The following is an 11238-nucleotide window of genomic DNA, read 5'->3' as shown; positions in this document are numbered from 1 at the left end:
GGGCTGACGGTGAACTGCCAGGCGTTGAATACGCCGGCGAAGGTGCCGACGCGCTCGACGGTGAACGCCATGCTCGACGCGGCACCGTGCAACTCGAAGTCGAACACGACGGTCTGGGCGGTTCCGTCGTCGGTGGCGGGCGTGGCGGTCGCGCTCGCGAGTTCGATGTTGCGCAGGCCGCCCAGAACGGATGCCCGCAGCAGCGTCTCCGGCAGATCTGCCGCCAGGTCCTCGCTCAGCCCCCAGGCGGCCAAGTCGGCCTTGCCAGGCATGACCCCGCCGAGCGCGAGAGCTCCGACGGTATCGCCGCGGTCGAGGGCGTCGAGGTACTGCTCCACAAAGCCGCCGGCACTGTATACCGTGCGATTGAGGGCGGTGACGGTGCCCACGAGCCCGGAGGTGAGGAGCGCAGCGACCACCACAATGGCGAGAACGGCCCGGGGCATACTGCCGCGGCGCCCCCTCGCCCGATGCTGTTCGGCCGGAATGGTCACTCCAATATTCTATGGCGGGAGGGTCGGCCAGGCAGCCAGTGCACGGTCTCGCGCCCGCGCAGGCTGCTGGGCGGTTACAGTGGAACGTCCCCCGTGCAGCATTCGCCTGCCAGAGAAAGTGTGCCGTGTCCGAGATTCCGCTCAGCCGTGAACAGGCTCTGGTCTTCGCGGCGATCGAGGGCACCAAGCAAAACGTTTTCGTCACCGGGCGGGCCGGAACGGGTAAGTCCACCCTGCTGAACCACCTGTCGTGGAACACGAGCAAGCAGATCGTGATCGCCGCTCCCACCGGAGTCGCGGCGCTGAACGTGGGCGGCCAGACCATCCACTCGCTCTTTCGCCTGCCGATCGGGGTCATCGCCGACAGCCCGATCGACCAGAACGACCAGGTGCGCAAGCTCCTCAATACCATCGATACCCTCGTCATCGACGAGGTGTCGATGGTCAACGCCGACCTGCTCGACGCCCTCGACCGCAGCCTGCGCCAGGCCAGGCAGCGCAAACGCGAGCCGTTCGGCGGCGTGCAGGTGATTCTGTTCGGCGACCCGTACCAGCTGGCCCCCGTTCCCGGCGATGCCGACGAGCGCGCCTACTTCGCCGACCAGTACCGCTCGATGTGGTTCTTCGACGCCAAGGTGTGGGACGAGGCCGATCTCAAGATCTACGAGCTCACCACGATCCACCGCCAGCACGAGGGCGAGTTCAAGTACATGCTCAATGCCGTGCGGCACGGCCGGGTCACCGCGGAGATAGCCGAGCGCTTGAACACGACGGGCGCCCGTGACGCGCCCGGCGAGGGCATCATCACGCTGGCGACCACCAACGCCGCGGTGAACCGCATCAACGCGACCGCCCTCGCCCGCCTGCCCGGCAAGGTGCTCACGGCCAAGGCCGAGGTGACGGGGGAGTTCGGCGGCCGGGCGTTCCCCGCCGACGAGGCGCTCGAGCTGAAGATCGGCGCGCAGGTGATGTTCCTGCGCAACGACGCCGACCAGCGCTGGGTCAACGGGTCGGTCGGAACCGTCACCAAGATCGACCAGTTCGTTCACGTGGAGATCGACGGCGAGGTGCACCAGGTGCAGCCCGCCGTGTGGGAGAAGTACAAGTACTCCTACTCGGCCGTGACGAAGGCGCTCAAGAAAGACATCGTGGCCGAGTTCACACAGTTCCCGCTGCGGCTCGCGTGGGCCGTCACGATCCACAAGTCGCAGGGCAAGACCTACGACCGAGCGATCGTCGATCTCGGTCAGCGCTCGTTCGCGCCCGGACAGACCTACGTGGCGCTCAGCCGCATCAGCGCCCTCGACGGGCTGTACCTCAGCCGCAACCTGCGGCCGAGCGACATCATCGTCGACGAACACGTGCAGCGCTTTATGGAACGCGCCACGGCCGTTCCGGCGATCGAAGCGTAACTAGGCGACCGCGGCGGCCTTCGCCGCGGCCAGGTCGACGAACAGCTCGGTGTTGAACCGGTAGGCGATCATCACCTCGTCGATCACGCGCTCGCGTTCCTCTTCGGTCCAGGTCACGGCGTCGAGCTGGGAGCGGTAGACGTCTTTGAACTCCTTCGGCTTGGCGATCTGGTCGAAGAGGTAGAACCCCACACCGTTCGTCTCGAAGCCGAACTGGCGCTGCATGAGCGTGCGGATGATCTGGCCACCCGAGAGGTCGCCGAGGTAGCGCGTGTAGTGGTGCGCGATGAAGCCGCCGCTCCACGTGGCCGCCACGGTCTGCAGGCGGTCGACGTAGCGCACGGTCGTGGGCAGCGGGGTGATGCGCGAGCGCCACTCGTCGCCGAGCAGGAAGCGCAGGTCGCTCTCGAGCGCGGGCAGGCGGGTGAGCTGCGGGGTGATGAAGGGTGCGGCGTCTGCGTCATCCTGCATCTTCTCCGCGGCGGCCTCGAGCGCCTCGTAGATGAAGTAGTGCTGGGCGACGAGCGAGATGTAGTCGTCGCGCGAACCCTTGCCGGTCATGAGGTCGTCCATGAAGTGGGCGCCCTCGCTGGCGCTGTGCCCGCCGCGGGTGCGCTCGCGCAGTGCCTGGGAGAAGGGAAGAACAACAGACACGATGGCACTCCGAACGGGTTGGTTAGGTGACCCTAATACTAGCGAGTGGGTGTGGCCGCTTCGGTACCCCTTTTCTGGGAATCGGGCCGGTCGGCGCCGAGGCCGACGGCGAGCAGCACGACCGCGGTGCCGGAGTGCAGCACGTTGCCCGCGCCGTTCAGGGCGAACACATTCGCGGGCGAGCCGATGAGAAAGAGGCCGACGAGGGCGAACAACAGCACGAGCGTGCCGATGAGGGCATTGCCGGTTCTCGCGACGCCGACGGAAGACAGGCCGCAGACCAGGAGGGCAGCACCGACGGCCAGATGCACGAGGTTGTGGAGGCCGTTCACCTGCACGCCGAGCAGCAGCCCGCCGTGCGGGGCGAGAAAGTCGGCCCCCCAGCTCGCCGCGAAGCCGCCCAGCCCGAACAGCAGGTAGCCGGTACCCATGACGAGAGCGACCAGCCGGTTGGGTGACGACGTCATCGGGGGACGCGGCACGACTAGTGCGGGCGCGGCTCGACGCCGAGGCGCGCGCAGGCGGTGTCGTAGAGCGTGACGATCTCGCGGCGGATCTCGGCGCGCTCGGTGATCGGCGCGGTCCACGGCACGGTGAGTTCGGCGGTCGCGTCGCCCGCCTCGTAGGTCCAGGTGCCGCCGAGGTGGTCCACGTCGCTCATGACCGCCGCCGTGGCATCCGCGGTCGCGAACGCGCGAACGATCAGAAGGTTGTCTTCGGGGTGGTCGTTGTTCATGTGGTCGATCACGGCGGACACGGTGGAGGCTTCGAAGATGGGCACGAAATCTACGGTAGCCGGTATTGCCTGCGAGGGACGGTGGCGACCGGCAATCGGTGCCTAGTCGACCAGGTGCTTGTCGATGAACGACGCGGTGCGGGCGAAGGCGAGGGCCGCGGCGCGGTTGTCGAGCGTGCCCGCGAGGCTCGCGTTGGCGAACGAGTGCTCGGTGCCGAGGTACACGAACTCGGTCACCGGCGTTCCATGGTCTTCGAGGCGTGCGACGAACGACTCCGGCTCGGCCCCCGGCTGGAAATCGTCGTTCTCGGCGAGGTTGAGCAGCACCGGGCAGGGGATGATGCCGTGCTCTTCGGTGCCGAGCGTCGCGTAATAGGCGACCACCGCATCCGCGTCGCCGCCCTGGGCGTGCAGCAGCGCGATCCAGCCCCCCATCGAAAAGCCGATGAGAGCCACCCGGGTGGAGCCCTCGAGCCGGGATTCGGCGACGAGTTCGTCGATCGCGGCGAGGGCGAGCCCGGTGTCGAGACCGTCCCGCAGACCGGCGGCGGTCTCGGGGTCGATCGTGGCGAATCCGCCGTACAGGTCGGGCACGACCACGCGGTAGCCCTGGCTCGCGAGGGCGGTGGCGTAGGGCTCGAGCCACGGCAGGCGCCCGTACCAGTCGTGCACCAGGATCACGAGCGGAGATCCGGGGAGGCCGTAGTAGACGGCGGCCCCGGGGGAGGGGATCGGAACGAGTTCGGCCATCGGTACCCCCTTGGGTGTTGCCATCGAGACTACTCCCGGTGCCCGCCACGCACCGGATTCCCAGCTTCGGTCCATAGGTTTGTATCGATAAGGGGAGTAATCCAACCACGGAAGCTTCGTCAGTACGGACCCGCAGGCGCGTCCCGGAGCAACGGTTGTCGAGTGCCTAACGGCGCGGAGCAGCGGATGAGACTTTAGTTTCTGTTTCCGCGACCCCCTTGGAGCATTCCCCGTGAACGTGACCCCCGCCGTCTGGCTGATCACCATCGCCATCACAATCGCCTTCTTCGTGTACGAGTTCTTCGTGCACGTTCGAAAGCCGCACGAGCCGAGCATCGCCGAGTCGGCGCGCTGGTCGGTCTTCTACATCAGCCTCGCGTTGCTCTTCGGAGTGGGCATCGGCTTTACCTCGGGCTGGAACTTCGGCGGCGAGTACTTCGCCGGCTACGTGACCGAGAAGGCCCTGTCGATCGACAACCTGTTCGTCTTCCTCATCATCATGAGCGGGTTCGCGGTGCCGAAGGCCTACCAGCAGAAGGTGCTGATGATCGGCATCATCATCGCGCTCGTATTGCGGGGTGCGTTCATCGCGGTGGGTGCGACCCTGATCGAGAACGTGTCGTGGATCTTCTACATTTTCGGTGCCCTCCTGCTCGTGCTCGCCTGGCGTCAGGCCTTCGGCAACCACGAGAGCGACCCGGCCAACGGGCGCCTCGTGAAGTTCGCCCGCCGCATCCTGCCGATCACCGACGACTACCACCGCGACCGCATCTCGGTGAAGATCGACGGCAAGCGCTTCTTCACGCCGATGCTGCTCACGATCGTCGCGATCGGCGTCGTCGACATCGTGTTCGCGGTCGACTCGATCCCCGCCATCTACGGACTCACCGAGGAGGCCTACATCGTGTTCTCGGCGAACGCGTTCGCGCTCATGGGCCTGCGCCAGCTGTTCTTCCTCATCGGCGGGCTGCTCGAGCGCCTCGTCTACCTGGCCCAGGGCCTCGCGGTGATCCTCGGTTTCATCGGGGTCAAGCTCGTGCTGCACGCCCTGCACGTGAACGAACTCCCGTTCGTGAACGGCGGGCAGAACGTGTTGTGGGCCCCCGAGATCCCGATCTGGTTCTCACTGCTCTTCATCGGCGCGACGATCGCCGTGGCCACGATCGCGAGCCTGCGCAAGACCCGCAACTCCGAGCCGGCGGCAGCGGTCGAGACGGGCGCGCGGGAAGACGCCTAGAACTTCTCGCCGAGGGCCTTCGCCTTCAACGCGTCGAATTCGCCCGGCGTGAGGATGCCCTGGTCGACGAGCGCCTTGGCCTTGGCGATCTCGTCGGCCGGGCTGGCGAACGAGACGGAGCGCACGTACTCCTCGCTATACTCGGGCGCCTGTTCGGGGCGTGCCTGCGCCCGGTCGGCCATGCCGGAGCCCCGGGCGATGAGGTAGACGAGCGCGGTGACAAACGGCACGAAGACCAGGAAGACGAGCCAGATGGCCTTGGCAAGTCCTCCGAGCGCCCGGTCGCGGAAGAGGTCGAGCACGATCCAGATGAGCATGAACAGGTAGGCCCCGAAGACCACCAGCAGAAACAGGTACTCGAAAACTCCGCCGAAAATGTCCCAGCGCATGACGCCTCCTCGCTCGATGGCTCTGACGGTAGCGGCGCCGCGGCCGGGTGCGATCATCAGTTGTGGGTGACCGAGTGTCACGCGACCGGGAATGCAATACGACACCTGCCGCGTTACCGTGTAGGCGCGTTCCGCGTCGTACCATCACCCGTTAGGACCCCATGGATCTCTTCACCCCCGTCACCTTCGGCTCACTCAACCTCGCGAATCGGCTGGTCATGGCCCCGCTCACCCGGGTCCGGGCGGGCGACGACGGTGTGCCGACCGCGCTGATCGCCGAATACTACGAGCAGCGGGCGAGCCTCGGCCTGATCGTGACCGAGGGGACATTCACGAGCGAAGAGGCCAAGGGCTTCAGCGGCCAGCCCGGCATCGTCACCGACGAGCAGCAGGCGGGCTGGGCACGCGTCGCCGACGCCGTGCACGCCGCCGGCGGACTGATCGCGATGCAGGTGATGCACGCGGGTCGTGTCACGCACGTCGAGATCTCGGGCGCCGCCCGCAGCGTCGCCCCGAGCGCAATCGCGATCGAGGGAGAGACGCGCACGCCCAACGGTAAGACGGCGCACCAGGTTCCCGAGGCGATCGCCCTCGACGAGCTGCCCGCGATCGTCGAGGAGTTCGTCGCGGCCTCCCGCCGCGCGCTCGCCGCCGGCATCGACGCGGTCGAGCTGCACGCCGCCAACGGCTACCTGCTGCACGAGTTCCTCGCCCCCAGCTCGAACACGCGCACCGACGCCTACGGCGGATCGCCCGAAAACCGCATCCGCTTCGTGGTCGAGGTCGTCACCGCCGTCGTGGAAGCGGTGGGCGCCGACCGGGTAGGCCTGCGCATCTCTCCGGAACGAAACATCCAAGGCGTTATCGAAGACGATGCTGCGGATGTCGCGATCACCTACGGCCTTCTCGCGGACGCGCTCGCACCGCTCGGCCTCGCCTTCCTCGACTTCATGCACCCCGAGCCCGCGGGCGCCCTCGCCCAGGACATCCGCTCGCGGGTGAACGCGCCGTTCATTGTGAACACGGGCTTCGCGTCGCCGACCACCCGGGACGAGGCGCTCGCCATCGCTTCCGCCGACCTGGCCGACGCGGTGTCGATCGGACGCGCGGCCATCGCGAACCCCGACGTCGTCGCGCGCTGGAAGGCCGCGGCCGACGAGAACGAGCCCGACCCGGCGACCTTCTACGGGCCCGGCGCCGCGGGCTACACCGACTACCCGGCGCTCGCCGTCTAGCGGAGGGCTGGGCGGGCTTCCGCGCCATCTCGGGACACGCGCGCCACGGCGCGCAGCAGCGCACGTCCCAGGATGGCGCAGAAGCCCCCGTGCCTCCGGCGTCCTCAGGCCATGCCGGTGGTTCCGAGCAGGCTGCCGATGAGGAAGGTGGCACCGAGGGCGACTGCTCCGCCGATCGTGCCACGCACTGTCGCCCTCAAGAGCGGGCTGCCCCCGATGCGGGCGCCCAGCGCCCCCGTGCCCGCGAGGGCGAGCACGACCATGGCGAACGTCAGCGGAATGCGTGCCTCTTCGGGCAGCAGCACGATTGCGGCGAACGGGAGAATCGCGCCGGCCACGAACGCGACTGCCGACGAGGCGGCCGCAGCCCACGGGCTCGCTACCTGTGTCTCGTTGATGTTGAGCTCGGCCGACAGATGAGCGGCGAGCGCGTTGTGCGCGGTGAGCTCCGCGGCCACCTGCCGAGCGGTTCCGGCGGTGAGCCCCTGCAGTTCGTAGAGCCCGGCCAGCTCGGCCAACTCGCCCTGAGGGTCCGCGCGCAATTCCTCGCGTTCCTTTGCGATGAGGGCTTGCTGACTATCGCGCTGGCTGCTCACGGAAACGTACTCGCCGACAGCCATCGGCAATGCGCCGCCCACCAGGCCGGCGAGTCCGGCGGTGACGATCGGCCCGATGCTCGGGGTCGCCGCCGCGACTCCCACGACGATCGCGGCGACCGATACTATGCCGTCGTTCGCGCCGAGAACCCCCGCGCGCAGCCAGTTCAACCGCGCCGCGATTCCCTCATCGTGTGGTTCGTTCGCGTGCCCGAGGGCTGACGTGGTCACCGTCTTCCTAGACAGCCGATGGGGCATCGTCGGCGTCGGTCCGCGGCACCACCAGCACTGGACCGCCGAGATTCAAGACAACGTCGTGAATGAACTGTCCCGCTGAGGAACCGACGGAGGCGCGGGCTTGCGGGTGGCTGACGACCACCAGCGCGGCGGTCATTGACGCGTCGATAGCTGCAATAGCGAGCGACTTGCGCGTGGCCGTCGTCTTCGTCTCGAGCAGCGGATGACCGTCGGCGAGGGTGACGAGCTGTAGGGCCATCAGAGTCCTCGATTTGTCGGCAATCGTCAGTTGCCGGGTCGTTCGCTCTCGTGCCGACTCGTGCTCGTCTGCCTGCCACTGTTCGCCATGGATCATGGTCAGCTTCTGGGACAGTCGTTCCGCCTCAGCTGCGGCGAGAATCGCGGCCCGTCGACCAGTGGACGAATCGTCGAGCACGATGGACACACCGCGTCGGGAGAGGAGCGACACGTTCGGGATGAAGGCCACGGGACACCGCGACATCGCCGAGAGAGCCATAAAGCGCGAGCCGATCGACCGTCCCTGAATGAACCCCGTCTTGTGTGTGCCGACAACGAGAATGTCTGCCGAGCGTGACGCCCGCACCAGTTCGTCGAACGGCTCTCCGTCGACGAGTTTTGTCGTCACGGGGATTCCCCGCGAGGCGGCATAGCCGGTCGCAGAGGCCAGCACATTTTCGATGTCGGCCAGCGTTTTCGCCTTGAACGAGTCCGTGTGGTCGGGGTGGGAATCGACCGCATTGAGTATCTCGACATTCTCACCCGTGGCCAGGGCACGCTCGACGCCCCATTCCAGTGCGGCGCGGCTGGGCACTGACCCGTCGATCCCGATCACGATGTTCGTTTTCACGATGCTCCTTCGGGGTCTGGTTCGTTGATGTGCGCCCCACAGTTCGATACCCAGCATCTGCCGCCCGCGTCGCGGCCGCTAGGGCCGTTCGACTCTGAACCGAGGGGTTGTCACACACGGGGTCTACACTCGGCGCAGGGCAACCTGGTAGTCAGCCGACACCAGCCACGAACTTTCGAGGCGGGACAGCACATGACTGAGGGGCACGATTTCTCATTTCCTGACGACACACGGGGCGAGCTCGACGTCGCTCTCGAAGACCTCATGGCTCGAGCGCGAGGGGTGCTCGCCGTCCAGGGCCGGCTTCGCGCCCTGCTGAAGGCCAATCACGCCGTGGTTCAGCAGCTCGAACTCCCCGTCGTACTGCGACGCATTGTCGAGTCGGCGACCGAACTCGTCGGAGCCGAATACGGAGCATTGGGCGTCGTAAACAGCGAAGGTCGCCTCCAGCAGTTCATCACCGTCGGCATGTCGGAAGAGATCGTCGCTCGCATCGGAGAGCTCCCAGAGGGGCACGGCCTGCTCGGCGCGCTGATCGACGAGCCGTTGAACATCCGCCTGCCCCGACTCTCCGACGACCCGCGGTCCGTAGGATTCCCCGCCGGACATCCGCCCATGGAGAGTTTTCTCGGCGTTCCCATCCGAGTGCGTGATCAGGTGTACGGAAATCTGTACCTCAGCAACCAGAAATCCGGCGAATTCAGCAGCGATGACGAGCAGCTCGTCACAGCGCTCGCCGCGACCGCAGGAATCGCTATCGACAACGCACGGTTGTTCGCCGAAACCCGGCGCAGACAGGCCTGGTCTGCCGCATCGGCCGAAATCACCTCGACGCTGCTCTCGTCGGAACACAACGACACGATCTCCACGGTCGCGAGCAGGGTGCTCACGCTCGCCGAGGCCGACTTCGTCTGGGTGCTGCTTCCCACCGGCACGGGTGAAGAGTTCCTGGTGGAGCGGGCTCGGGGGCTGGAGAGCGAAGCGATAGAGGGCACCACACTCAGCGCCCGAGGATCGACGTTCGGAGCCGCACTCGACGTTCGCGCGCCGCAACTGGTTTCCGACGCGGGCACGGACGCACCGCAACTCGCCGACGGTCGCAGGATGGGTCCACTGATGGTGGTTCCGCTCGTCGGTTCCATCGCCCCTCGCGGTGTGCTGCTGGTCGGACGCGTGGCGGGCGGGGACGGCTTCGCCCCGGCCGACCTCGAAATGGCGGCGGACTTCGCCGGGCAGGCCAGTATTGCCATGGAACTCGCGGAGGCTCGGCTGGACAGTCAGCGCATGGTGCTGTTGGAAGACCGCGGACGGATAGCGCGCGACCTCCACGACCACGTCATTCAGCAGTTGTTCGCAACGGGATTGCAACTGCACACGATCGCCGGTCGAACGGCCGGGGCTCCGGTCGCCGCCGACGTGCTCAAAACGGTTGCGAACATCGACAGCAGCATCGCGCAGATCCGCACCGCCATCTTCGCCCTGAATATTCGTGACGATGAATCCAACAACTCGATGCGCCATCGCGTCATCGACCTGGTCAACGAGATGTCGCCCGGATTCCCGTCGACACCGACCGTCAGCTTCTCGGGCCCTGTCGATCTGGTCATCTCGGAAGAACTGGCCGACGACGTCATCGCCGTCGCCCGCGAAGCGCTGGCCAATGTGATCAAGCACGCATTCGCGCGCCACGCCGCGCTGAGCCTCACCGTTGCAGACGACACGGTTTCCCTCACCATCTCCGACGACGGCGTGGGATTTTCCGCGGCGACCCGTCGCAGCGGGATCGCAAACCTCGAGGCGCGGGCGACTCAACGTGGTGGGACGTTCGAACTCGGTTCGACGGGCGACGGCACCACACTCAGTTGGAAGGTCCCGTTCGGCTTGGCGACCGCGGAACTGGCGGTCTGAGATGCTCAGGGTTTTCCTTGTCGACGACCACGAGATGGTGCGTCGAGGCATCGCCGGGCTGCTCGAGTCTGATCCGGACATCGAGATAGTCGGCGAGGCTGCGACCGCCGCTCAGGCGCGCGCGCGGATCCTGGTAACCAGGCCGGACGTGGCGATCCTCGATGTGCGCCTTGCCGACGGCAGCGGCGTGGATGTCTGCCGCGACGTTCGCGCGGCGGATCCGCGGATCAGGTGCCTGATGCTGACGTCGTTCGACGACGACGCCGCGATCTACGCGGCGGTGATCGCGGGCGCCGCGGGATACCTGATGAAAGACGTGCTCGGCAGCAATCTGATCGAAGCGGTTCGGGATGTCGGCGCCGGCAGATCGTTGCTCGATCCCACTCTGACCAAGCGCGTGGTCGCTCGGATGAGGGGAACCGAGCGCGGCGATCCCCGGCTCGATACGCTCAGCCCTCGTGAGCGGCAGATTCTCGCCCTGATCAGTGACGGACTCACGAACCGAGAGATCGGAGATCGGCTGTCACTGGCCGAGAAGACGATTAAGAACTATGTGTCGGTTCTGCTCAGCAAACTCGGACTACACCGACGCACGCAGGCCGCGGTGCTTCACGCCACCATGCACTCGGGCGCGAAGCCAGTGCCGTTAGTCCCTAGCGTCGACTAACCGATGCGGGGATCGTCGAGAGCATGGACATCGACAAAGCGAAGACAGACGCCAC

The 11238-nt window shown here is 66.7% G+C and carries 13 protein-coding genes; 5 read left to right on the top strand and 8 right to left on the bottom strand.

Going from position 1 to position 11238, the window contains the following annotated elements; all coding sequences use genetic code 11:
* Window positions 1-494, bottom strand: a 494-nt coding sequence (locus ACLQ6X_RS03565; RefSeq protein ID WP_411698796.1) for a hypothetical protein, incomplete at its 3' end; no start/stop codon positions are given.
* A 125-nt stretch (window positions 495-619) separates the two neighbouring features.
* Here ACLQ6X_RS03565 and ACLQ6X_RS03560 point away from each other — a divergent pair.
* On the top strand, window positions 620-1906 hold the full coding sequence (locus ACLQ6X_RS03560) for an ATP-dependent RecD-like DNA helicase (RefSeq protein ID WP_411698795.1): 1287 nt from the start codon (window positions 620-622) through the stop codon (window positions 1904-1906).
* Here ACLQ6X_RS03560 and ACLQ6X_RS03555 read toward each other — a convergent pair whose 3' ends face one another.
* Genes ACLQ6X_RS03555 through ACLQ6X_RS03540 form a run of 4 tightly spaced genes read right to left on the bottom strand, consistent with a single transcriptional unit; the run spans window position 1907 to window position 4046 of the window.
* On the bottom strand, window positions 1907-2560 hold the full coding sequence (locus ACLQ6X_RS03555) for a heme oxygenase (biliverdin-producing) (protein WP_411698794.1): 654 nt from the start codon (window positions 2558-2560) through the stop codon (window positions 1907-1909).
* A gap of 38 nt (window positions 2561-2598) precedes the next feature.
* Window positions 2599-3027 (bottom strand): DUF4383 domain-containing protein, encoded by a 429-nt coding sequence (locus ACLQ6X_RS03550; RefSeq protein ID WP_411698793.1) that lies wholly within the window; start codon window positions 3025-3027, stop codon window positions 2599-2601.
* A 17-nt stretch (window positions 3028-3044) separates the two neighbouring features.
* A complete protein-coding gene (locus tag ACLQ6X_RS03545) occupies window positions 3045-3341 on the bottom strand; it encodes a DUF2470 domain-containing protein (RefSeq protein WP_411698792.1) in 297 nt (98 codons plus the stop codon).
* A 57-nt stretch (window positions 3342-3398) separates the two neighbouring features.
* Window positions 3399-4046, bottom strand: coding sequence for a dienelactone hydrolase family protein (locus tag ACLQ6X_RS03540; RefSeq protein ID WP_411698791.1), 648 nt, complete (start codon window positions 4044-4046; stop codon window positions 3399-3401).
* A gap of 232 nt (window positions 4047-4278) precedes the next feature.
* Here ACLQ6X_RS03540 and ACLQ6X_RS03535 point away from each other — a divergent pair, with 232 nt between their 5' ends.
* Complete coding sequence (locus ACLQ6X_RS03535; RefSeq protein ID WP_411698790.1) at window positions 4279-5283, top strand: TerC family protein; 1005 nt, start codon at window positions 4279-4281, stop codon at window positions 5281-5283.
* Here ACLQ6X_RS03535 and ACLQ6X_RS03530 read toward each other — a convergent pair.
* The gene (locus ACLQ6X_RS03530; RefSeq protein WP_411698789.1) at window positions 5280-5672 is read right to left on the bottom strand and encodes an SHOCT domain-containing protein; all 393 of its coding nucleotides are present in this window, start codon (window positions 5670-5672) and stop codon (window positions 5280-5282) included. The two genes, ACLQ6X_RS03535 and ACLQ6X_RS03530, sit on opposite strands and share 4 nt — an antisense overlap.
* 161 nt (window positions 5673-5833) lie before the next feature.
* On the opposite strand from ACLQ6X_RS03530, the gene ACLQ6X_RS03525 reads away from it, so the two are divergent.
* On the top strand, window positions 5834-6907 hold the full coding sequence (locus ACLQ6X_RS03525) for an alkene reductase (RefSeq protein WP_411698788.1): 1074 nt from the start codon (window positions 5834-5836) through the stop codon (window positions 6905-6907).
* 104 nt (window positions 6908-7011) lie between these two features.
* On the opposite strand, the gene ACLQ6X_RS03520 is transcribed toward ACLQ6X_RS03525, so the two are convergent.
* Together ACLQ6X_RS03520 and ACLQ6X_RS03515 are read right to left on the bottom strand one after the other, a co-directional pair.
* Entirely contained in the window at window positions 7012-7761 is a 750-nt protein-coding gene (locus ACLQ6X_RS03520) for a VIT family protein (protein ID WP_411698787.1), read from the bottom strand.
* A complete protein-coding gene (locus tag ACLQ6X_RS03515; protein ID WP_411698786.1) occupies window positions 7742-8608 on the bottom strand; it encodes a universal stress protein in 867 nt (288 codons plus the stop codon). Before ACLQ6X_RS03515 ends, ACLQ6X_RS03520 begins: the two co-directional genes overlap by 20 nt.
* A 282-nt stretch (window positions 8609-8890) precedes the next feature.
* On the opposite strand from ACLQ6X_RS03515, the gene ACLQ6X_RS03510 reads away from it, so the two are divergent.
* Window positions 8891-10516: a GAF domain-containing protein gene (locus ACLQ6X_RS03510; protein WP_411698784.1), complete on the top strand. Its 1626-nt coding sequence runs from the start codon at window positions 8891-8893 to the stop codon at window positions 10514-10516.
* A gap of 1 nt (window position 10517) precedes the next feature.
* Complete coding sequence (locus tag ACLQ6X_RS03505; RefSeq protein WP_411698783.1) at window positions 10518-11183, top strand: response regulator; 666 nt, start codon at window positions 10518-10520, stop codon at window positions 11181-11183.
* The last annotated feature ends 55 nt before the right edge of the window (window positions 11184-11238 follow it).

The sequence above is a fragment of the Conyzicola sp. genome (assembly GCF_046714715.1).
GTDB lineage: Bacteria > Actinomycetota > Actinomycetes > Actinomycetales > Microbacteriaceae > Conyzicola.
This window is presented reverse-complemented; position numbering and strand designations above follow the sequence as displayed.

Bases quoted from the DNA above. Each gene is read 5' to 3' on its own strand.
- ACLQ6X_RS03550 (WP_411698793.1), bottom strand. From the start codon at position 3,027: ATGACGTCGTCACCCAACCGGCTGGTCGCTCTCGTCATGGGTACCGGC.
- ACLQ6X_RS03540 (WP_411698791.1), bottom strand. From the start codon at position 4,046: ATGGCCGAACTCGTTCCGATCCCCTCCCCCGGGGCCGCCGTCTACTAC.
- ACLQ6X_RS03530 (WP_411698789.1), bottom strand. From the start codon at position 5,672: ATGCGCTGGGACATTTTCGGCGGAGTTTTCGAGTACCTGTTTCTGCTG.
- ACLQ6X_RS03525 (WP_411698788.1), top strand. From the start codon at position 5,834: ATGGATCTCTTCACCCCCGTCACCTTCGGCTCACTCAACCTCGCGAAT.
- ACLQ6X_RS03520 (WP_411698787.1), bottom strand. From the start codon at position 7,761: ATGCCCCATCGGCTGTCTAGGAAGACGGTGACCACGTCAGCCCTCGGG.
- ACLQ6X_RS03505 (WP_411698783.1), top strand. From the start codon at position 10,518: ATGCTCAGGGTTTTCCTTGTCGACGACCACGAGATGGTGCGTCGAGGC.